18 protein-coding genes are annotated in these 20534 nt (G+C 55.0%); 8 read left to right on the top strand and 10 right to left on the bottom strand.

All coding sequences use genetic code 11. The annotated features are described in order from the left end of the window. The first annotated feature begins 2 nt into the window (after positions 1 to 2). A complete protein-coding gene (locus tag APT89_RS07700) occupies positions 3 to 863 on the top strand; it encodes an L-ribulose-5-phosphate 3-epimerase (RefSeq protein WP_060572011.1) in 861 nt (286 codons plus the stop codon). Continuing rightward, positions 857 to 1552 (top strand): L-ribulose-5-phosphate 4-epimerase, encoded by a 696-nt coding sequence (gene araD / locus APT89_RS07695; protein WP_041911632.1) that lies wholly within the window; start codon positions 857 to 859, stop codon positions 1550 to 1552. The genes APT89_RS07700 and araD overlap by 7 nt, the downstream gene beginning before the upstream one ends. Here araD and APT89_RS07690 read toward each other — a convergent pair whose 3' ends face one another. Further along, positions 1553 to 2371 (bottom strand): helix-turn-helix domain-containing protein, encoded by an 819-nt coding sequence (locus APT89_RS07690; protein WP_045260037.1) that lies wholly within the window; start codon positions 2369 to 2371, stop codon positions 1553 to 1555. Between the two features lie 225 nt (positions 2372 to 2596). Between APT89_RS07690 and APT89_RS07685 the strand changes: the two genes are divergently transcribed. From APT89_RS07685 to APT89_RS07675, 3 genes are all read left to right on the top strand, one after another. Continuing rightward, positions 2597 to 3997 carry an MFS transporter gene (locus APT89_RS07685; RefSeq protein ID WP_060572010.1) on the top strand — a complete coding sequence of 467 codons (1401 nt, stop codon included), beginning with the start codon at positions 2597 to 2599 and terminating at the stop codon, positions 3995 to 3997. A gap of 10 nt (positions 3998 to 4007) precedes the next feature. Beyond that, entirely contained in the window at positions 4008 to 5957 is a 1950-nt protein-coding gene (locus APT89_RS07680) for a glycoside hydrolase family 127 protein (RefSeq protein WP_060572009.1), read from the top strand. 206 nt (positions 5958 to 6163) lie between these two features. Continuing rightward, positions 6164 to 7240 carry a type I restriction endonuclease gene (locus tag APT89_RS07675; RefSeq protein ID WP_060572008.1) on the top strand — a complete coding sequence of 359 codons (1077 nt, stop codon included), beginning with the start codon at positions 6164 to 6166 and terminating at the stop codon, positions 7238 to 7240. Between the two features lie 3 nt (positions 7241 to 7243). On the opposite strand, the gene APT89_RS07670 is transcribed toward APT89_RS07675, so the two are convergent. The 3 genes from APT89_RS07670 to APT89_RS07665 all read right to left on the bottom strand — a co-directional run bounded on the left by APT89_RS07670 (position 7244) and on the right by APT89_RS07665 (position 8801). Beyond that, a complete protein-coding gene (locus APT89_RS07670) occupies positions 7244 to 7651 on the bottom strand; it encodes a type II toxin-antitoxin system HicB family antitoxin (protein ID WP_060572007.1) in 408 nt (135 codons plus the stop codon). A 14-nt stretch (positions 7652 to 7665) separates the two neighbouring features. Then, positions 7666 to 7851 carry a type II toxin-antitoxin system HicA family toxin gene (locus tag APT89_RS23250; RefSeq protein WP_041911637.1) on the bottom strand — a complete coding sequence of 62 codons (186 nt, stop codon included), beginning with the start codon at positions 7849 to 7851 and terminating at the stop codon, positions 7666 to 7668. A 209-nt stretch (positions 7852 to 8060) separates the two neighbouring features. Beyond that, a complete protein-coding gene (locus APT89_RS07665) occupies positions 8061 to 8801 on the bottom strand; it encodes a MipA/OmpV family protein (protein ID WP_060572006.1) in 741 nt (246 codons plus the stop codon). Positions 8802 to 8918: 117 nt separating this feature from the next. Here APT89_RS07665 and APT89_RS07660 point away from each other — a divergent pair, with 117 nt between their 5' ends. Continuing rightward, on the top strand, positions 8919 to 9884 hold the full coding sequence (locus APT89_RS07660) for a LysR family transcriptional regulator (RefSeq protein WP_060572005.1): 966 nt from the start codon (positions 8919 to 8921) through the stop codon (positions 9882 to 9884). Here APT89_RS07660 and aldB read toward each other — a convergent pair. After that, positions 9881 to 11419: an aldehyde dehydrogenase AldB gene (aldB, locus tag APT89_RS07655; protein ID WP_041911639.1), complete on the bottom strand. Its 1539-nt coding sequence runs from the start codon at positions 11417 to 11419 to the stop codon at positions 9881 to 9883. The two genes, APT89_RS07660 and aldB, sit on opposite strands and share 4 nt — an antisense overlap. A 165-nt stretch (positions 11420 to 11584) precedes the next feature. On the opposite strand from aldB, the gene APT89_RS07650 reads away from it, so the two are divergent. Further along, positions 11585 to 12469, top strand: a complete 885-nt coding sequence (locus APT89_RS07650) for an ROK family protein (RefSeq protein WP_028015053.1) — start codon at positions 11585 to 11587, stop codon at positions 12467 to 12469. A gap of 3 nt (positions 12470 to 12472) precedes the next feature. Here the strand turns inward: APT89_RS07650 and selB are convergent, their stop codons facing one another. From selB to APT89_RS07625, 5 genes are all read right to left on the bottom strand, one after another. After that, positions 12473 to 14311 (bottom strand): selenocysteine-specific translation elongation factor, encoded by a 1839-nt coding sequence (gene selB / locus APT89_RS07645; protein ID WP_060572004.1) that lies wholly within the window; start codon positions 14309 to 14311, stop codon positions 12473 to 12475. Then, positions 14308 to 15693: an L-seryl-tRNA(Sec) selenium transferase gene (selA, locus tag APT89_RS07640; RefSeq protein WP_041911642.1), complete on the bottom strand. Its 1386-nt coding sequence runs from the start codon at positions 15691 to 15693 to the stop codon at positions 14308 to 14310. The genes selB and selA overlap by 4 nt, the downstream gene beginning before the upstream one ends. A gap of 103 nt (positions 15694 to 15796) precedes the next feature. After that, a complete protein-coding gene (locus APT89_RS07635; protein ID WP_041911643.1) occupies positions 15797 to 16405 on the bottom strand; it encodes a glutathione S-transferase in 609 nt (202 codons plus the stop codon). A gap of 90 nt (positions 16406 to 16495) precedes the next feature. Beyond that, positions 16496 to 17632, bottom strand: coding sequence for an HlyD family secretion protein (locus APT89_RS07630; protein WP_028015049.1), 1137 nt, complete (start codon positions 17630 to 17632; stop codon positions 16496 to 16498). A gap of 2 nt (positions 17633 to 17634) precedes the next feature. Further along, positions 17635 to 17991 carry a DUF3302 domain-containing protein gene (locus APT89_RS07625; RefSeq protein ID WP_028015048.1) on the bottom strand — a complete coding sequence of 119 codons (357 nt, stop codon included), beginning with the start codon at positions 17989 to 17991 and terminating at the stop codon, positions 17635 to 17637. A 634-nt stretch (positions 17992 to 18625) separates the two neighbouring features. Here APT89_RS07625 and APT89_RS07620 point away from each other — a divergent pair. Beyond that, positions 18626 to 20533, top strand: a complete 1908-nt coding sequence (locus tag APT89_RS07620) for a PTS mannitol transporter subunit IICBA (RefSeq protein ID WP_028015047.1) — start codon at positions 18626 to 18628, stop codon at positions 20531 to 20533. Position 20534: the final 1 nt, after the last annotated feature.

The following is a 20534-nucleotide window of genomic DNA, read 5'->3' as shown; positions in this document are numbered from 1 at the left end:
CCATGCGTCAGCATCCGTTAGGTATTTATGAAAAAGCGCTGCCGAAAGATCTCTCCTGGCCGGAACGCCTGGTCCTGGCGAAGAGCTGCGGATTCGATTTCGTTGAGATGTCGGTTGATGAAACCGACGAGCGTTTATCGCGCCTTGAGTGGAGTACCACGCAGCGCGCCTCTCTGGTTGAAGCGATGCTGGAAACCGGGGTGTCTATCCCTTCTATGTGCTTGTCTGCCCACCGTCGCTTCCCGTTCGGCAGCCGCGACGAAACGGTGCGCCAGCGCGCCCGTGAGATCATGACCAAAGCCATCAGGCTGGCACGCGACTTAGGTATTCGCACCATTCAGCTTGCGGGTTATGACGTCTATTACGAAGAGCACGATGAAGGTACTCAACAACGTTTTGCCGAAGGACTGGCATGGGCCGTCGAGCAGGCCGCCGCCGCACAGGTGATGCTGGCGGTCGAGATCATGGATACCGCATTTATGAATTCCATCAGCAAGTGGAAAAAGTGGGACAGCATGCTCGCCTCGCCGTGGTTCAGCGTTTACCCGGACGTTGGCAACCTGAGCGCGTGGGGTAACGACGTTACCGCCGAACTGACGCTGGGCATTGACCGCATTGCGGCTATTCACTTGAAAGATACCCAACCCGTTACCGCGCAAAGCCCCGGACAGTTCCGCGATGTATCGTTTGGCGATGGCTGCGTCGATTTTGTCGGCGTGTTTAACACGTTGAATAAGCTGAACTATCGCGGCGCGTTTCTGATTGAAATGTGGACCGAAAAAGCCAAAGAGCCGGTGCTGGAGATTATCCAGGCACGCCGCTGGATTGAAGCCCGTATGCAGGAAGGAGGCATGACATGTTAGAACAACTGAAAACCGAGGTACTGGCGGCAAACCTGGCGCTGCCAGCCCACCAGCTGGTGACCTTTACCTGGGGCAACGTCAGCGCAATAGATCGCGAAAGCGGCATGATGGTCATCAAGCCGTCCGGCGTGGAGTACGACGTGATGACGGCAGAGGATATGGTGGTGGTGAACATTGCCACCGGCCTGGTGGTCGAAGGCAGTAAAAAACCCTCCTCTGACACACCAACCCATCTGGCACTGTATCGCCGTTATCCGGAGATTGGCGGCATCGTACATACCCATTCCCGCCACGCCACCATCTGGTCGCAGGCGGGACAGGATTTACCCGCCTGGGGCACGACGCACGCAGACTATTTCTACGGAGCGATCCCCTGCACGCGGCTGATGACCACGGCAGAAATTGCCGGGGAATACGAATACCAGACGGGCGAAGTGATCATTAAAACCTTCGAGGAGCGCGATCTCAGCCCAATGCAGGTCCCGGCGGTACTGGTTCACTCCCACGGCCCGTTCGCCTGGGGCAAAGACGCTGCCGATGCGGTCCACAATGCCGTCGTGCTGGAAGAGTGCGCCTATATGGGCCTGTTCTCACGCCAGCTCGCACCACAGTTACCGGCTATGCAGCAGGCGCTGCTGGACAAGCATTATCTGCGCAAGCACGGGGCGAACGCCTATTACGGGCAGTAATCAACCGGAATTAATATGCTCCTTACAGTACCGCCGTTTCCAGACGGCGGGGGTTAACCCGGTATGCTTCGAAAATATCTGTCGGAAATATCCCACGTCGTTAAAGCCGCAGCGCGCTGCGACCTCAGTTAATGACGCAGCGTCGTTGAGCAGGAGTTTTTCCGCCGCCCTGACGCGCTGGCGATGTATCGCCTCCGTCAGGGTTAAATGGAAAGTCCGGCGAAAGACGCGCCCGAGATAATCTGCATTACAGTGCAACGCTTTTGCCAGCTGCGAGGTGGATATCGGTAAATGAAACTGCGTGCGAATAAGCTGTTTTGCCTTCCATGCCATCGCCGCGCCGGCCTGATCTGCGCTGTCTTCATATCCTGAAGAGTTCGACACCTGCTGTAAAATCAATAATAAAATCATCTCCAGCGCCAGGCTACGCCGTAATTTCTCCTGCTCGCTGAGGAATTGACGAAAGAGCGCAATCACATATTCCGCATCCCTTACGCGGCAGTGTTGTTCTATTGCCAGAGGAGCAGCGTTGGGTAACGTTGGATCTTGCGGCTCCACCTCAAAATGCAGCCAGTAAAAGCGCAGGTCCGCCGGGAAATCCTCCACGCCCACATGCCGACGCTGCGGCCAGAGCAACAAACTCTCTCCCGCATTAACATCAAAAACATGATTTTCTTCCTGGATCGTTAAAGTCCCTTTTTCGACAAAAATAATCTCCCACGATGTTAATTTTCGCGCAGGGTGCCGGCCCACTCCGCGGGAGATAAATAGCCCGCCATTTTGAACCTTAACCGGAAGCGCTATGGATAATTCGAGCATGGATATTCACCATTCCGCTTTTATTGTCGTTAATATTCGACTTACCCGTTGATTATTAATCAATATTAAAATATCTGTCCGATCGGAATCACATTTTTATCATCAGGTCGGAATCGTCACCTTTTTATACTTTTCCCTTCCCTTGTTGGCCTTCCCGTTCGATGCAGAATAAAGAGGTACCCAGCATAAATACGATAATAAATTCGATCTCCGAGGAGTTACTTCATGACTTCCACACCGATTACAGACGCAGACGCTGCAAAACAGAAAGTCGATGACCGGCTGTCCGTCCGCGAGAAAATGGGCTACGGCCTGGGCGATGCGGGCGGCACGGTGATTACCTGCCTGATCATGAACTTTCTGACCTTTTTCTATACCGATGTATTTGGTCTCACCCCTGCGCTGGTGGGCACGCTGTTTATTGCCCTTCGCGTGTTTGACGCCATTTCCGATCCGGTGATGGGCGTCATTGCTGACCGCACGCAGAGCCGCTGGGGCCGATTTCGTCCCTGGCAGCTGTGGGTCGCCGTCCCAATAGGCATTATCGGCGTAATGACCTTCACCGTTCCGGAAGCCAGCATGGGCGTGAAAATCGCCTGGGCGTTCGGCACCTATTTGCTATTGTCCGTGGGCTATACCGCCATCAACGTGCCCTACTGCGCGCTGATTAACACCATGACCACCCGCCACAACGAGGTGATCGCCTGCCAGTCCTGGCGCTTTGTGCTGTGCGGCGTGGCGGGCTTTCTGGTCTCCGTTGGCCTGCCGTGGCTGGTAGCGGAGCTGGGTCAGGGCGATACCGCGAAGGGTTATCAACTGGGCGTTGGCGTGCTGTGCGCTATCGCCGTGGTGATGTTCTTGTGCTGCTTCTTCTGGGTTCGCGAACGCGTTCCGCTGGCGCTGATGGGCAAATTCACCCTGCGCGAGCACCTGGCGGGCCTGCGTAAAAACGATCAGCTGCTGCTGATGTTGTTGATGTCGTTTCTGCTGATCAACGTCTTCAACATTCGCGGCGGTGGATATATGTACTTTATCACCTACGTGCTTCAGGGCAGCACGGCGTACACCTCGCTGTTTTTCACCATGGTGACCTTTGCCGCTATTCTGGGCGCAGTGATCGTCAGCCCGCTGTCGCGCCGTATTGATACCGTCAAACTCTACTACTACACCAACCTGGTGCTCGCTGCGCTTGCGGTGGGCATGTGGTTTCTGCCGGGTGGCCCGGCGCACCAGACGCTATGGCTGATCGTCATTTTAAGCAACGGCGTGATCCTGGGCTTCACCCTGCCGCTGCACTTCTCGCTAATGGCCTTTGCCGATGACTACGGCGAGTGGAAAACCGGCGTGCGTTCGTCGGGCATGAACTTCGCCTTCAACCTGTTTTTCATCAAGCTTGCGTGGGCGTCCAGCGCCGGGCTTATCAGCCTGGTGTTTATTGCCGTGGCCTATCAGCCAGGCGCGGGCAACCAGACGCCAGCCTCACTGCACGGCATCACCGCCATGGAGACGCTGCTGCCTGCCTTTTTCCACCTGCTGCTGGCGGTCGCTATCCGCTGGTGCAGGCTTAATAACCCAATGATGTCGCGCATTTCCACCGACCTGCGCCAGCGTCACGTACCGTCCTGAGGAGAACGCTATGTCCATAATGGAACCCGACCTGCACCAGCTGAAAATCAACGATCCGTTTCTCGGGCAATATCAACGGCTGGTCCGTGACGTGGTGATCCCTTACCAGTGGGATGCGCTTAACGACCGCGTGGCGGAGGCCGAACCCAGCCACGCCATCGCCAACTTCCGCATCGCGGCCGGGCTGGAACGGGGGGAGTTTTACGGGATGGTATTTCAGGACAGCGACGTGGCGAAATGGCTCGAAGCCGTGGCGTGGTCGCTGTGCCAGAAGCCGGATGCAGCACTGGAAAAAACCGCCGACGAGGTGATTGAGCTGGTCGCGGCGGCGCAGTGTGAAGATGGCTACCTCAACACCTACTTCACGGTAAAAGCCCCCGAGGAACGCTGGACGAATCTGGCCGAATGCCACGAGCTGTACTGCGCCGGGCATATGATTGAAGCGGGCGTGGCGTATTTCCAGGGAACCGGAAAACGTCGCCTGCTGGACGTGGTGTGCAGGCTGGCGGACCATATCGACAGCGTGTTTGGCCCGGGAGAAACACAGCTACACGGTTACCCTGGTCACCCGGTAATCGAGCTGGCGCTGATGCGGCTGTACGACGTCACGCAGGAGCCGCGTTATCTCAATCTGGTGAAATACTTTATTGAAGAACGCGGCGCGCAGCCTCACTTCTACGATAGCGAATACGAGAAGCGCGGCAAAACATCTTACTGGAACACCTATGGTCCGGCGTGGATGGTCAAGGACAAAGCCTACAGCCAGGCGCATCTGCCCCTTGCGGAACAACAAACGGCCATCGGCCATGCCGTGCGTTTCGTCTATCTGATGGCGGGCATGGCGCATCTGGCGCGCCTGAGCAACGACGAAGGTAAACGCCGGGACTGTCTGCGTCTGTGGAACAACATGGCGCAGCGCCAGCTGTACATTACCGGCGGGATTGGCTCGCAGAGCAGCGGCGAGGCGTTCAGCAGCGATTACGATCTGCCCAACGATACGGTGTACGCCGAAAGCTGCGCCTCAATCGGCCTGATGATGTTCGCCCGCCGGATGCTGGAGATGGAGGCAGACGGCCACTACGCCGACGTGATGGAGCGCGCGCTGTACAACACGGTGCTGGGCGGGATGGCGCTGGACGGTAAGCATTTCTTTTATGTCAATCCACTGGAAGTGCATCCGAAAACGCTGGCCTTTAACCATATCTATGACCACGTGAAGCCGGTGCGTCAGCGCTGGTTCGGCTGCGCCTGCTGCCCGCCGAATATCGCCCGCGTGCTGACCTCGCTGGGGCACTACATTTATACCGTTCGCCCGGATGCGCTGCTGATAAACCTGTACGTGGGGAACGACGTCGCCATTCCGGTGGGCGATAACACCCTACAGCTGCGCATTAGCGGTAACTATCCGTGGCAGGAGCAGGTGAAGATCGAAATCACCTCGCCGGTTCCGGTCACCCACACGCTGGCACTCAGGCTGCCGGACTGGTGCGCGGAGCCTACCGTTTCGCTGAATGGCGAAGCCATGACCGGTGAAGCGTCACGCGGATACCTCTACCTCAACCGCCGCTGGCAGGAAGGCGACACCCTGACCCTGACGCTACCGATGCCGGTCCGCCGCGTGTACGGTAACCCCCAGGTGCGCCAGCAGGCGGGTAAAGTCGCGCTACAGCGCGGGCCGCTGGTTTACTGCCTGGAAGAAGCTGATAACGGCGCCAACCTGCATAACCTCTCCTTGCCCCGAGATAGCGAGTTCCGGGTGTATGAAGGCAAAGGCATTTTCGCGCATAAGATGCTGATACAGGCTGAGGGGATTGGGTGCCAGGCAAAGGAAACGGATGCGCTGTGGCAGTACGACCGCTCGCCGGTACAGCGTCAGCCCCGTACGTTGACCTTTATTCCCTGGTTTAGCTGGGCTAACCGGGGAGAAGGGGAAATGCGGATATGGGTGGATGAAGCATAAATAAGGGTAATACTAATTTTCATAATATATAATATTTTTATCGAGCTCGGTGATGCCGAGCTCTGTGATTTATTATCAATCGAAAGACAATGTGATCTAACCCTCGGTATTGTTTTTTTTGGTGTCCATCATCTCAGCATACCATTGTCTAGTACACATTTTAGTGTTATTCCATAAAGACACACAGCTAAAAATAAGGTTATCCCATGGAATTCACTGAAAGATTAAATGCCTTATCAAATAAAATAAAACAACAAATTGATGTAATAAATACTGAAGAAGGAACAAAAACTGCATTTGTAATGCCATTCATTCATAATGTCCTGGGCTACGATGTTTTTGATCCTTCAGAGGTAACACCTGAATTTGTCTGTGATATTGGCACAAAAAAAGGAGAAAAAATCGATTACGCCATAATGAAAAACAATGACGTACAAATACTTATTGAATGTAAAAAAATTGGCGAACCATTAAATATAAATCATGCGTCACAGTTATTCAGATATTTTCACGTAACAAACGCAAGGATTTCAATTCTTACCAATGGTCAAAATTATAAATTTTTCACTGACCTTGACGCACCAAACAAAATGGACGAAAAACCATTTTTGGAAGTCGATCTACTTGATATTGACGAAAATATAATACCTGAATTAAAGAAACTAACTAAATCTTCATTTGATCTCGAATCAATTATCAATGCTGCTGGTGAGTTAAAATATGTTAGCCAAATCAAAAAAATCCTTCACTCTCAGCTTAATAATCCCGAAGATGATTTTGTGAAATTTTTTGCATCCAGGGTTTATGATGGAATTCTGACGCAAAAAGTCAGAGATTCATTTTTAAATTTAACTAAAAAGGCTGCAAGTCAGTACATAAATGATCAAGTTAATGAGCGACTTAAGTCTGCCATTACGGGTATAACCCCAGCGATTACCGAAACATCAAATGAGCCATCGCATATTGAAGAAGATGACCATAAAGATGAAAGCGATGTGATAACAACGCTAGAGGAACTTGAGGGATATCATATTGTTAAAGCAATTACCAGAGCAGTACTAGAGGCACCACGTATCACTCACAGAGATACCAAAAGCTATTTTGGCATTCTTGTGGATGATAACAACCGCAAACCAATTTGCCGATTGCATTTTAATCGTACGCAAAAATACATCGGACTTTTCGACATAGAAAAAAACGAAACACGTCACCCTATATCGACAGTCGATGATATCTATTCCTTTGCAGATATCCTTAAAGCAACAGCGGCTCTATATAATTAATTTTTACCCAGGCAGCACGCGACGTGCTGCCTCAGCCAGAAATGCGCTTCGATTACCGAACTGAGGATGCTCGCTGACAAAGGAATCAATCTTTACCAGCAAACGTCGAGGCATCGTGATGTTGATACGCTCGGCTCTGCCGTCAAACTGCTTCATATTAATATCCACCAGCAACCATTGCCCGCCCGTGAAGTCGTCAGGGTGATTTTCAAGGTGCACTTCGACATTCCCCGGAAGAGGCAATGCTTCATCCATTTCAAACAGCTCTTCGAAGTGCGCGGTGAGCGCCTCACGTGCATCCTGAAAAGCGTCGTCCAGGGAATCACCTGCAAAAAAACAGCCTGGAACGTCAGGAAAAAAGCCGCTGGCGCTACCGTCGGTGTCAGAATGAATGTAAGCCGGATAAAACATAACTACTCCTGATATCAGTGTTTAATTCCCGCCTGCCGCCATATCTGCGCGAGCGTGCCCGGTTTAATATCCTTCTTAGGATGTGGGACAGTAACCAGCCCTTTCTGTTCGGGATGGCGAAACTGATGATGGCTTCCTTTCGTTCTGACACATTTCCAGCCGTGGCCGATCAGAACGGTAATGACATCCGCACTTTTCACATCCCAGTCCTTCCATGATTATACACATGATACACACCATTACTATCGGGTCGAATCACATTAGCGCATAAGGAACATCAGTGCAGCCGTGTTTTGGCGGAACAGGAAGAAGCATCGAGAAATGAAAAAGGAATACGTTGTATTGCAGATAAAAATGCAGGCAAGATCGTAGGCCGGGCAAGGCAACACCGTCGCCCGGCTTTACCCCATCAGAAGCGCCAGGTCAGGCCGGTCATTAGCGCGAAGCTATCATCGCGGTCGATCATCGGGCTGTTCTTCACGTCATCAGGCAACACGGTGTAGACGGCGCTGGCGTTGAGGTACAGCTTCTGGGTTAACTGATATTTAGCTACCAGACCAACGTAGGGCGTCCAGCTGTCACCGGCGGTGTATTGATCCAGCCCTGAGCGGCGTGACTCGCTGCCGGATACGCCGTAGTAGTAGTCGTTATAGCTCTCGTCGCTGTAAAAAACACCGACAGAAGGCGTCAGGGTCAAACGCTCCATCCTGATTGGACGGAAGTAGGATACCTCGCCCACCACGCCGCCGCTTTCATCCGTGGCATCGCCTGAGACCGCCACTTTCAGAGAACCCCAGCTTTCGTGGCGGTAGTACGCACCGCCGAGGAACGCAGAGGCTTTACGCTCATCAAGCTGCTTCATCTGGTGGTCGTCGTTATCATCCGGATCAAAATGCAGCGGCATCCAGGATGCGGTCAGGCTGAGTTCATTTTTTGCGTCTTTCCACAGGATCCATCCGCCCGTGGTCTGGCGAACATAGAAGCGATCGCTCTCATAGCTAATTAACGGCACCGCGGTGGTATTTTCGTTATAGCCTTTATAAGGAGACTCATTAAATACGGCCCCCGCACCAAGTGAAAAATCACCGGCCATTGCAGAAGAGGTTGCAAATAACGTGGCAGCAATCAGTAAATTGTATTTAATAGTCATGTGAAGTAATCCATTTATACGCCAAATAAACGGGGCGAATAATAATGGTTACAAATTTGCCTGTGCAACGCTGCAGTTTATATAATATTATATATAAAACCATATAGATGGGTGCGCATGATGAATAAATTACAGCTAAAGCCACGCGAGTTAAAAATAATCTCCGTCATCGCAGCCACCCACAGCATTGGTGATGCCGCCGCCCTGCTGGGCATGGCGCAGGCCAACGTCAGTAAATATCTCTCGGATTTTGAAACGCGGGTTGGGCTTAAGGTTTTTGAGCGCACGACCCGCCAGCTCGCTCTGACGCAGTTCGGTGAAGCATTACTCCCTTATGTCGACGCCACGCTGGACAAAAACACACAACTCATTAATTTCATTGCCGATTATAAGCATGAAAAGCGTGGAAAAGTCACAATTTACGCCCCAACGGGCATTGTGACCTATCTCGCGCGCCACGTGATCCACCAGATAAAGGACATCGGGGACATTCGTATTTCCCTGAAAACCTACAACCTGGACCGCAACGAATATTCAGAAGGTGTGTCCTTCCCGGATGACTGTGATATTTTAATTACCTATGCTCAGCCAAAAGATGAAAGTCTGGTCGCCAGCGTGTTAGCAAAATATTCCGTCACTGCATTCGCAACCCAGGAATATTTAAATAAACATCCTTTAACCGGACCTGAAGATTTAATTAATCACTCCTGTATTCTGATCGACTCCATGCTGGTCGATGACGCCAACATCTGGCGTTTTCGCATGCATGGCAGTGATGATGTGCATGATTATCGGGTAACCGGAAACTATATTTGCGACAATACCCAGACGGCCCTGGAGCTGGCAAGAAATAACCTTGGCATTGTGTTCGCGCCGAAAGAAAGCCTGAAGAAAGAATTAACGCAAGGCACGCTGGTCCCCTGTTTCCCGCATCAGGAAGAGTGGTGGCTCGATCTGACCGCCATCTTCCGCAAGCGCGAATATCAGCCCTGGCGCGTACAATATGTTCTGGATGGTGTCCTCAACTGCCTGCGCCAGCAAATTGCTCAGGCCGTCCATGGACGGCCTGAACTGGGTGGTTAGAATAGCCCCAGCGGTTTATCGGAGTAACTGACAAGCAGACATTTCGTCTGCTGGTAATGCTCCAGCATCATCTTGTGCGTTTCACGCCCGATGCCCGACTGCTTATACCCGCCAAATGCCGCGTGAGCCGGATAGGCGTGGTAGCAGTTGGTCCATACGCGTCCCGCCTGTATACCCCTGCCCATTTTATAGGCCAGATTACCGTTACGGCTCCAGACTCCCGCCCCCAGGCCATACGGCGTGTCGTTGGCAATCTCCAGCGCCTCCTCCATCGTTTTGAAGGTAGTCACCGCCAGCACCGGTCCGAAGATCTCCTCCTGGAAGACGCGCATGTTGTTCTGCCCGAACAGGATCGTCGGCTCAAGGTAATACCCTTCCTGCAGATCTCCGCCGAGCACCTTACGGCGACCGCCGGTCAGGATATCCGCCCCTTCCTTCTTGCCGATATCGATGTAGTTGAGGATAGTCTCCAGCTGGCCATGCGAGACCTGCGCCCCCATCTGCGTAACGTTATCGAGCGGGTTACCGCTGCGGATAGACTCGACGCGGCGAATGGCCCGCTCCATAAAGCGCTCGTAGATGGACTCCTGCACCAGCGCGCGGCTTGGGCAGGTGCAGACTTCGCCCTGGTTAAAGGCAAACAGCGCAAACCCTTCCAGCGCCTTGTCGAAGAAAGCGTCCTCTTCCTCCATCACGTCCGCGAAGAAGATGTTCGGGGACTTCCCGCCCAGCTCCAGGGTCACCGGAATGATGTTTTGCGTGGCGTACTGCATAATCTGCTGGCCCACTTCCGTCGACCCGGTAAACGCCACTTTAGCGATCCGTTTTGAGGTGGCCAGATATTCCCCTATCTCACCGCCCGCGCCGTTCACCACGTTAATCACCCCCGGCGGCAGAAGATCGGCAACAATTTCCATCAGCAGCAGGACAGAGAGCGGGGTTAAACGCGCCGGTTTAAGCACAATGCAGTTCCCGGCGGCCAGCGCGGGTGCCATTTTCCAGCTCGCCATCAGCAGCGGGAAGTTCCACGGAATAATTTGCCCGACGACACCCAGCGGCTCGTGGAAGTGGTACGCCACGGTGTCGCTATCTACCTCGCTTATTCCGCCCTCCTGCGCGCGAATACAGGAGGCAAAATAGCGGAAGTGGTCGATAGCCAGCGGCACGTCTGCCGCCATCGTTTCCCGGATCGGCTTGCCGTTATCCCAGGTTTCCGCCGTCGCCAGCAGCTCCAGGTTCTGCTCCATCCGGTCGGCGATTTTGAACAAAATGGCCGCGCGCTCCTGAACGGAGGTATGGCCCCATTTATCTTTCGCTTTGTGCGCCGCATCCAGCGCCAAATCGATATCCCGCTTGCCGGAGCTGGCAATCTCGCACAGCGGCTGGCCGGTAACGGGCGTCAGGTTGGAATAGTATTCGCCGTCGACGGGGGCCACCCAGTCGCCGCCGATAAAATTGTCATAACGGGGCTTCAGCTTGAGGGGAAAACCGTACTCGCCGGGTTGGATACGCGAAGAGGGAGGATTGTTTGTCATGACCGTCTCCTTGCTGTTGGTGTACAACAAGGGTAGTCCCGGCTGGCGGTTTTCTCGCCAGTGGGTGACGGGTTTACGAGCCGTATCACGGATTACCGTACTTTACGTTTCGTTCCTGCCACTGAGCCATACTTAACAGCTCAAGGGCTCATGAGGAACAATGCGATGCAGCTGTTTATCGGTTTTGACGTAGGCGGAACCCACATCAAACACGGCGTGATTGATGAAAATGGCAAGGAGCTGACGACGGACGAGTACGATACTCCTGAGGATAAAAACACCTTCAAAAAGAAGTGGAAAGCGGTAGTTGAAGCGTATCAGGACGAACACGACATCGTCGGTATCGGCGTGAGCTTTCCCGGCCATATTAACCACCACAGCGGCGAAGCGGCAAAAGCGGGCGCGCTCGATTATCTCGATGGTGAAAACCTGTGCGAACTCTTCGCCGGGCTGACCGACCTTCCCGTCACCGTGGAAAACGACGCCAACTGTGCGGCGCTGGGCGAGCGCTGGCAGGGCGCGGGTAAGGACTACGAGCATTTCGTCTGCATCACCATCGGCACGGGCATCGGTGGCGGGATTGTAATGGAAGGCGATCTTTATCGCGGGTCGCATTACCGCGCCGGCGAATTTGGCGTGCTGCCCGTCGGTAATAACGGCGAACCCATGCATGACGTGGCGTCGGCCAGCGGCCTGATGAAAGCCTGCCGCCGCGCGCTGGCCGTATCAGAAGAAGAGATGCCTGACGGCGAGGAACTGTTTAAACGCATGGAGAGCGACGTGCATCTGCGTGAGGCCATTGAGGAGTGGGCCCATTGCCTCTCGCGCGGCGTTTACAGCGTAATCTCGATGTTCGATCCACAGGCAGTGCTGATTGGCGGCGGGGTAAGCGAGCAGGAGAAAATCTATCTCCTGCTCGATAAGTACCTGCAGCGATTCGAGGAGTGGGAGGCGCTCAAGGTGCCCATTCTGCCCTGCGAGCTGGGTAACCAGGCGGGGAGGCTGGGCGCGGTATGGCTGGCTAAGCAAAAACTCTCCCGCCGCACGTAGCGCTCAGGGGAACAACTGCGCGTCGCGAAGCAGATGGTCATTACCCCGGCGACGCGTAAAACCGATGCGGTTGAAATATTCCAGGATCTGGATCGCCAGCTTGCGGCCAACGTTCAGCCGGTCGCGGAAATCGGCTGCGCAGGTGGAGCCGCGCGCCTGATCCAGTTCGCGGATCAGGTTAGCAAACGCCACAATGCGATCGTTACGGTAATAACGATCTTTCACGATCGCGACTATCAGCCCCTGCTGCGCCGCATGGCGCAATACCTGGCGCATCACCTGCTCGTCGGTATTCGTTTCACGCGCCAGATCGCGAACCCACCAGGGTTCATCGCCAAACAGCGGGGCCACTTTTTGCCAGATTGCCTCCTGTTCTGCGGTGAACCCGGCTTTGTGATCCGGCAGGTGCAGCCAGCCGTGATGGCTTTTAATCACCCCGCTTTCGCGCATGTTTTCAATCAGCAGCAGCACCAGCGCATCGTCTTCCATCGGCAGCGCCATGCGTCGCAGGCGCTCACGACCAGGACCGGGTTCATCCTGATGCTGTTCATGGTAAGTGGCGAGCGTGTTCAGGATCTTACGCTGCCAGTTTGCCGCAACCGGCGCATCGAGCAGGCTGTTGCCGGCCTGAATAAAGCCCGGCTGTTGGGTCAGCTGATGCAACCCTTCGCCGCTCAGCTGGCGTGCCCATGCAAAATCACTCAGGCTCACGGCCCCGCGCTCAAGATGCACCCGCAGCGCGGCGTTATCATCCTGAGCCTGCGCAAGCGCAGCCAGCCATTGCAGGTATTCAGGCTTACGCTTGCCGCGTCGCGGCGGGTTCAGCGTCACTACCCGCGCCCCGGCCAGCGTTTCCCGTGCGGAAATGTCCCGCAGTACCAGACGGTCGTCATCCGCCAGCCAGAGCGGCGAATCAAAAACCAGTTCGGCAAGATCGTTTTCCAGCAGGGACACGCGCCCGGTGATATGGCTGGCCGCGTGGTGAATATGCAGCGGCTGCCATTGAGTCAGCGGGACGTTTGTCTGCAGGGAGACGATGACGCGTTCAGACGGCTCGGGCGGGGCGTCGGCCAGCAGCCAGTCGCCGCGGTTAAGCTGCTCTTTTTCCGCATCCCCGGCAATGTTGAGCGCGATCCGCTGCCCGGCGTGGGCGTGCTCCGCAGGCTGATTTTGCGCATGTAAGCCGCGCACGCGCATCGGTTTATTAACGCCCGTCAGCCAGAGGCTATCGCCCACCTTCACTTCACCGCTTAACGCCGTACCGGTGACCACCAGCCCCGCGCCTTTGACGGTAAACGCCCGGTCAATCGCCAGACGGAAGCGGTGATGGCTGGCGTGGTCTCGCGACGAAAGCTGCTGCAAATGGTAGCGAAGTTCGCCGATACCGCGCCCTTCTGTCGCTACGGTGACAAAAAGCGGTGCATCGGCAAAACCATATTCCCGTAAGGTCGCCTGCACCGCTTCGCGCACCTCGCTGACGCGCGCGTCGTCAACGCGATCGGCTTTAGTCAGCGCCACGGTCAGCTGCGGGTTGCCTGTCAGCTGGAGGATCGCCAGATGCTCACGGGTTTGCGCCATCACGCCGTCATCGCAGGCCACCACAAGCAGGGCATGATCGATGCCCCCCACGCCCGCCAGCATGTTGGAAAGAAATTTTTCATGCCCCGGAACATCAATAAAGCCCAGCACGCGGCCATCGGGCTGGGGCCAGTAGGCATAGCCAAGATCGATGGTCATGCCGCGCTTTTTCTCTTCCGGCAGACGATCGGCGTTTATGCCGGTAATTGCCTGCAGTAACGTGGTTTTTCCGTGGTCGACGTGACCGGCGGTGGCAATAATCATTTCAACAACATCTCCAGAAATCGCTCTTCATCTTCAAGGCAGCGCAGATCCAGCCACATGCGGCCGTCGTAAATCCGTCCGATAACCGGCGTCGGCAGGCCACGCCAGCGCAACGACAGGGCCTCAAGGCGGCTACCGCGCCCGTCACGCGGGGTGAAAGTGAGCGCTTGACTCGGCAGCCTGTCCACCGGCAGCGAACCGCTGCCAATTTGCGACTGGCAGGGCTCAATGCGAACGTCAAAATCGGGGTAGTGCGGGGCAACGCGCGGCAGCAGCAGTTCGGCCTGAGCGCGAATCGAGGCGGCATCCCGGCTTAACAGACGCAGCGTGGGCAGGCGGTCAGCCAGTTTTTCCGGATGGAGATAGAGCCGCAGCGTCGCCTCCAGCGCGGCAAGCGTCATTTTATCGGCGCGCAGGGCGCGTTTGAGCGGGTGCAGCTGCAGCTGCGCAATCAGCTCGCGCTTGCCGACGATAATTCCGGCCTGCGGCCCGCCCAGTAGTTTGTCGCCGGAAAAGCTGACCAGGCTCACGCCCGCGGCAATCATCTGTTGCGGCATCGGCTCTTCAGGCAGCCCGTACTGGCTGAGATCCACCAGCGAACCGCTGCCGAGATCGGCAATCACCGGAATATTCAGCTCGCGCCCAATCGCCGCCAGCTCGGCCTCTTCAACCGTTTTGGTGAAGCCTTCAATATGATAATTGCTGGTGTGGACCTTCATCAGCAGGGCGGTGTTTTCATTCACCGCCGCGCGATAATCTTTCGCATGGGTACGGTTAGTCGTACCCACTTCATGCAGCGTGCAGCCCGCCTGGCGCATCACGTCCGGGATGCGAAACGCCCCGCCAATCTCCACCAGCTCGCCGCGGGACACCACCACCTCTCTGCCGCTCGCGGTCGCCGCCAGCATCAGCAGCACCGCCGCCGCGTTGTTATTCACAATGCAGGCATCTTCCGCACCGGTTAGCTGGCAGAGCAGATCCGCCAGCGCGCGATCGCGATGCCCGCGCCCGGCGCCGTCCAGATCGTACTCCAGCGTCACCGGCGAGCGCATGGCCTGCACGACCGCAGCCACCGCCTCTTCCGCCTGCTGGGCGCGTCCCAGGTTGGTGTGCAACACGGTCCCCGTCAGGTTGACCACCGGGCGTAACGCGCTTTGCGCCTTCTCACCCAGCCGATACTCAACTTCCTGCTCCCACGCAGCACACCAGTCGGGCAAGGCGTTTTCGGCCTGGATATGGCCTCGGGCTTCATCCTGAAGCAGACGTAACATCTCCACCGTCGCGGTATGGCCGAAGCGCTCAACGGCAGCGTGAATGCGGGGCTCGCGAAGAAGTCGGTCGGTCGCGGGGATCTGGCTGTACAGCGAATGATGAGTAGTCATGAAAGCGCCTGGCGAGTAAATATCTTCCCCCCTCCCGACGGGAGAGGGAGTTAACATGTGGAGGGATTGTACCGCCTCCGACGCCGAAGTGTTATAACCCGCGTCAAGCCTTTGGCGGTTCGGTGCGGGCAAAGCTCTCGCGGCTAAAGAGCGTTTCTGCGAGTTTCACCAGCAGCGGACGGTCAACGCACCAGCCAGGGGACACCCGGCGGAAGTTGAGATAGCCGATGGCGCAGGCGATGGCGATGGTTGCCAGGTCCAGGCTGTCGGTGTGGATCTTGCCCTCCCGGATAAGCTTTTCACACATATCCAGACTGCGGCTGATTTTTTCCCGCTGGCGCAGCAGCTCGCTTTCTGACTGCTGGGCGGCGGGCCTTGCCTGCTCGCGAACGGAGGTGAGTGCTGCATCCATAATGCCGTCGGCCAGGGCTTCAATTTGCTTCACCGCCAGCGCCGCTTTAGGGTCAGACGGCAGCATTGCCGGGGCAATGCCCAGCAGCTCGATATACTCCGCAATAATGGGGGAATCGAACCAGTATTCGCCCTCGTCCGTCACCAGCGCCGGAACTTTCCCCAGCGGGTTATACTGCGCGACGCCGTTTTTGGCGTTGTAGGGCTGTTCATTAACGAATTCAAATTCAATCCCTTTCTCCAGCAGGAGAATCGAGATTTTTCGCACGAAGGGACTGGTGTAGCTACCGATGAGTTTCATTGCCTGATCCTTGATGCCGGGAAAAAGTCAGTATGGATCAAGCGATGAAAAAAGGGCAGATATGCGTGTCGCATTCCCGCCCCGGAAGGATTAGTGATCGAGATAGAGGTAGTGCATCCAGCTGGTCATACGCAGCAGCACTTTACGCATCACCGAGACGTGGGCGAAATGATCCGAATAGACCGCCACCTGGGCATAAATACCGTCCGGCAAAGCATCGACGTCGGCGTTAGGCTCCAGTTCAATCAGCGCCTGTACCCCATCCGTACCCGGCGCAACGGTCAGTGCCTGCAAGGCACCCTGCGCCTGATACGACCCGCCCGGCACCACAGGCAGAACGCTGGTGAGCTTACCGGTGAACACCTGGCCCGGCAGCGCGTTAAATACCACTTCCGCTTCATCGCCCGGCTTCAGACGCAGCAGCGAGTTCTGACGGAACTGGGCCACAATCTGGCGCTTCTGTTCAGGAATGAAGACCATCACCGGGCGCAGCGGCAGCGCGGCGGCATAGGTTCCCGGACGAATCAGCACCTGGGTGATATAGCCATTGCTCGGCGCGCGCACCACGGTCTGATCGAGGTTGTATTTTGCTTCAGCAAGCTGGGCGCGTAACGAGGCAATCTGCGACTGCTCGCCGTTCACCATGCTGTCCAGCTGGCTTTGAATCTGCGTCTGCTCAGCAACGGAGCCTTTCACCATGGCATCCTGCGCCAGATAGTTCTGCCGCGCGTTATCAATATCGCTTTCAGAGAACGGATTCACCTTCGCCTGGCTGCCTTTGAGGTAGCGCTGATAATCTTTATATAGTCGATCGCGCTCAGCGGAGACGCGTGTCGTATTGGCAACCGCTTCCGAAAGCTGCGCTTTCAGAGTGTCGATATTGTGCGTCGCTGTCACCAGGTCCGCCTTCAGTCTGTCGACGCGCGCCTGATAGCGGCCCGGATCCAGTTTAAATAACACTTCGCCTTTTTTAATGAGCTGGTTATTTTTATCGGTCACTTCAGTAACCACCCCCGTGACCTGCGGCGTAATCGGAATGGAAATTACCGCTTTTTGCGCCGTAAAGGTATACGGATGGTTATAGTTCATTAGCAGAATGAGTCCGGCAACAATAAACACTCCGCCTAACGTCGCGGTAGCAAGCGTCCACTGATTTACCGGAATACGGAATATTTTAAAGATTGCCCAGGCAAATGCCACATAGGTCAGAATAATCAACAGATCCATGATTAGCGCTCCAGCGTGTTTTTATCATCAGAGGGCTGAACCGCTGCCAGCTTGTGTTCTAACTCGGCCACGCGTTTGGCCAGCGCATCCATCCCCGGAACCTCATCAGGCTTAGTAATGTGGTTCTGCATGCCCCAGCCGCGATCTTCGCGGTACAGCGTGGCCCAAATCCACAGGAACGGCCAGATGGCATGGAGCGTAAACAGGCTGATCCAGCCTGCCGTATGAATAGCATCGGCATGGGGATGATTACGCTTTTTAGCCATATTATAGGGGATGTCATGGATGGCGATGATTCCGTAAAAAAGAACCAGAAATACAAAAATCAACACGCCCAGCGCGAAATAGTTGAGAAACATAGTCTCCTCACTTAAACAACGTCAACTCATTACATTAATAAAACAGCACGCAGCCTAATTAATTTATTTTTAAATTTAAAAGGCACACTGATTATTTCAGAGCCGGGGAGTATCGGTTTTTATAATATCTCCACGCAAGTTTATAAGCGTGTCAAAATATATCCTGAATAATAATATACTCAACCTTACATTATGAGCGTCATTCAGGTTTCAACTTTCCGCCATACTACATATGAAAACTGTTTTATTAGCTTTCCGTGTTACTCGAGGCCGTCCTGACGCCGATCGCAGTCGGAGAAATCCGCATAAAAATATTTTGTGAAACCAGTCACAATCCAGAAACAAACCCGCAAAAACAAAATGTGATATCAATCACATAAAGAGGTGGTTTTTGCTCTATTTTTCGCCATCGTATTTTTTTTACTCACCTGTTTTGTGACTCAGATCACTTCATTCAACGCCATACCCCCTACATTTACGTGACATACATCACACAAAATTCCGCTATCTGGACAGTTGAACGATTCAGTGCCAGATTTCACAGCATCAGAACAGGGTCCGGCTACCTCTGCCGCCTCATTAACAATAAACCTCGGGCCGCAAGCCTAAGCGTAAACAGAAGAAGGGGTGTTTTATGTCATCCGATTTCAAGATCAAAGTTCAAAGCTTTGGTCGTTTCCTCAGCAACATGGTGATGCCAAATATCGGCGCGTTTATCGCGTGGGGTATTATCACCGCATTGTTCATTCCGACAGGGTGGTTGCCTAACGAAACGCTGGCGAAACTTGTTGGCCCAATGATTACCTATCTCCTGCCGCTGCTCATCGGTTATACCGGTGGTCGTCTGGTGGGCGGTGACCGTGGTGGCGTCGTGGGTGCCATCACAACCATGGGCGTGATCGTCGGTGCGGATATGCCGATGTTCCTCGGTGCGATGATTGCCGGTCCTCTGGGCGGCTGGGCGATTAAGAAATTCGACGTCTGGGTTGATGGCAAGATCAAGTCCGGCTTCGAAATGCTGGTGAACAACTTCTCTGCGGGCATCATCGGGATGATCCTCGCGATTCTGGCGTTCCTCGGCATTGGTCCGGCTGTTGAAGTGCTGTCCAAACTGCTGGCGGCGGGCGTTAACTTCATGGTGGCGCACGACATGCTGCCGCTGGCGTCTATCTTCGTTGAACCGGCGAAAATCCTGTTCCTGAACAACGCCATTAACCACGGTATCTTCTCGCCGCTGGGTATTCAGCAGTCTCACGATCTCGGCAAGTCCATCTTCTTCCTGATTGAAGCGAACCCGGGTCCGGGTATGGGCGTTCTGCTGGCGTACATGTTCTTTGGTCGCGGCAGCGCGAAGCAGTCTGCTGGCGGCGCGGCTATCATCCACTTCCTGGGCGGTATCCACGAAATTTACTTCCCGTACGTGCTGATGAACCCACGTCTGATCCTGGCCGTTATCCTCGGCGGTATGACTGGTGTGTTCACCCTGAGCGTGCTGGGCGGCGGTCTGGTCTCCCCTGCTTCTCCAGGCTCTATCCTGGCGGTGCTGGCGATGACGCCGAAAGGCGCGTACTTCGCGAACATCGCGGCGATCTGTGCGGCGATGGCGGTCTCCTTCGTGGTCTCTTCTATCCTGCTGAAAACCAGCAAGGTGAAAGAAGACGACGATATCGAAGCGGCAACCCGTCGTATGCACGACATGAAAGCCGAATCCAAAGGTGCGACCCCACTGGCGGCTGGCGATGTTTCTAACGACCTGAGCCACGTGCGTAAAATCATCGTTGCCTGCGACGCCGGTATGGGTTCCAGCGCAATGGGTGCCGGCGTGCTGCGTAAGAAAGTGCAGGATGCGGGCCTGACCAACATCTCCGTAACCAACAGCGCGATTAACAACCTGCCGCCGGACGTTGACCTGGTCATCACGCACCGCGATCTGACCGAGCGCGCTATGCGTCAGGTACCGCAGGCACAGCACATCTCGCTGACCAACTTCCTGGACAGCGGCCTGTACACCAGCCTGACCGAACGTCTGGTTGCCGCGCAGCGCCACGAAGACAACGAAGTGAAAGTGCGCACCAGCCTGCAGGACAGCTTTGACGAGAGCAACGCTCACCTGTTTAAGCTGGGCGCGGAGAACATCTTCCTCGGCCGTACCGCGAGCACCAAAGAAGAGGCGATTCGCTTTGCCGGTGAACAGCTGGTGAAGGGCGGCTACGTTCAGCCAGAATACGTTGACGCGATGCTGGAACGTGAAAAACTGACGCCAACCTACCTGGGTGAATCCATCGCGGTTCCGCACGGTACGGTTGAAGCGAAAGACCGCGTGCTGAAAACCGGCGTGGTGTTCTGTCAGTATCCTGACGGCGTGCGCTTCGGTGAAGAAGAGGACGACATCGCCCGTCTGGTGATTGGTATCGCCGCTCGCAACAACGAGCATATTCAGGTGATTACCAGCCTGACCAACGCGCTGGATGATGAGTCCGTCATCGAGCGCCTGGCACAAACTGAAAGCGTTGAAGAAGTTCTGGCCCTGCTCAACAAATAGC

This window comes from Enterobacter sp. 50588862, assembly GCF_001462935.1.
Lineage (GTDB): Bacteria > Pseudomonadota > Gammaproteobacteria > Enterobacterales > Enterobacteriaceae > Enterobacter > Enterobacter bugandensis.
The sequence above is the reverse complement of the archived record's forward strand: the minus strand, read 5'-3'. Positions and strand labels throughout refer to the sequence as shown.

What these genes read in the sequence shown, in the direction of transcription:
- APT89_RS07685 (WP_060572010.1), top strand. Translation starts at nt 2,597, where the DNA reads ATGACTTCCACACCGATTACAGACGCAGACGCTGCAAAACAGAAAGTC.
- APT89_RS07670 (WP_060572007.1), bottom strand. Translation starts at nt 7,651, where the DNA reads ATGTTTTATCCGGCTTACATTCATTCTGACACCGACGGTAGCGCCAGC.
- APT89_RS07690 (WP_045260037.1), bottom strand. Translation starts at nt 2,371, where the DNA reads ATGCTCGAATTATCCATAGCGCTTCCGGTTAAGGTTCAAAATGGCGGG.
- APT89_RS07665 (WP_060572006.1), bottom strand. Translation starts at nt 8,801, where the DNA reads ATGACTATTAAATACAATTTACTGATTGCTGCCACGTTATTTGCAACC.
- APT89_RS07620 (WP_028015047.1), top strand. Translation starts at nt 18,626, where the DNA reads ATGTCATCCGATTTCAAGATCAAAGTTCAAAGCTTTGGTCGTTTCCTC.
- selB (WP_060572004.1), bottom strand. Translation starts at nt 14,311, where the DNA reads ATGATTATTGCCACCGCCGGTCACGTCGACCACGGAAAAACCACGTTA.
- APT89_RS07635 (WP_041911643.1), bottom strand. Translation starts at nt 16,405, where the DNA reads ATGAAACTCATCGGTAGCTACACCAGTCCCTTCGTGCGAAAAATCTCG.
- aldB (WP_041911639.1), bottom strand. Translation starts at nt 11,419, where the DNA reads ATGACAAACAATCCTCCCTCTTCGCGTATCCAACCCGGCGAGTACGGT.
- APT89_RS07700 (WP_060572011.1), top strand. Translation starts at nt 3, where the DNA reads ATGCGTCAGCATCCGTTAGGTATTTATGAAAAAGCGCTGCCGAAAGAT.
- APT89_RS07650 (WP_028015053.1), top strand. Translation starts at nt 11,585, where the DNA reads ATGCAGCTGTTTATCGGTTTTGACGTAGGCGGAACCCACATCAAACAC.
- APT89_RS07625 (WP_028015048.1), bottom strand. Translation starts at nt 17,991, where the DNA reads ATGTTTCTCAACTATTTCGCGCTGGGCGTGTTGATTTTTGTATTTCTG.
- APT89_RS07630 (WP_028015049.1), bottom strand. Translation starts at nt 17,632, where the DNA reads ATGGATCTGTTGATTATTCTGACCTATGTGGCATTTGCCTGGGCAATC.
- APT89_RS07660 (WP_060572005.1), top strand. Translation starts at nt 8,919, where the DNA reads ATGATGAATAAATTACAGCTAAAGCCACGCGAGTTAAAAATAATCTCC.
- araD (WP_041911632.1), top strand. Translation starts at nt 857, where the DNA reads ATGTTAGAACAACTGAAAACCGAGGTACTGGCGGCAAACCTGGCGCTG.
- selA (WP_041911642.1), bottom strand. Translation starts at nt 15,693, where the DNA reads ATGACTACTCATCATTCGCTGTACAGCCAGATCCCCGCGACCGACCGA.
- APT89_RS07680 (WP_060572009.1), top strand. Translation starts at nt 4,008, where the DNA reads ATGTCCATAATGGAACCCGACCTGCACCAGCTGAAAATCAACGATCCG.
- APT89_RS07675 (WP_060572008.1), top strand. Translation starts at nt 6,164, where the DNA reads ATGGAATTCACTGAAAGATTAAATGCCTTATCAAATAAAATAAAACAA.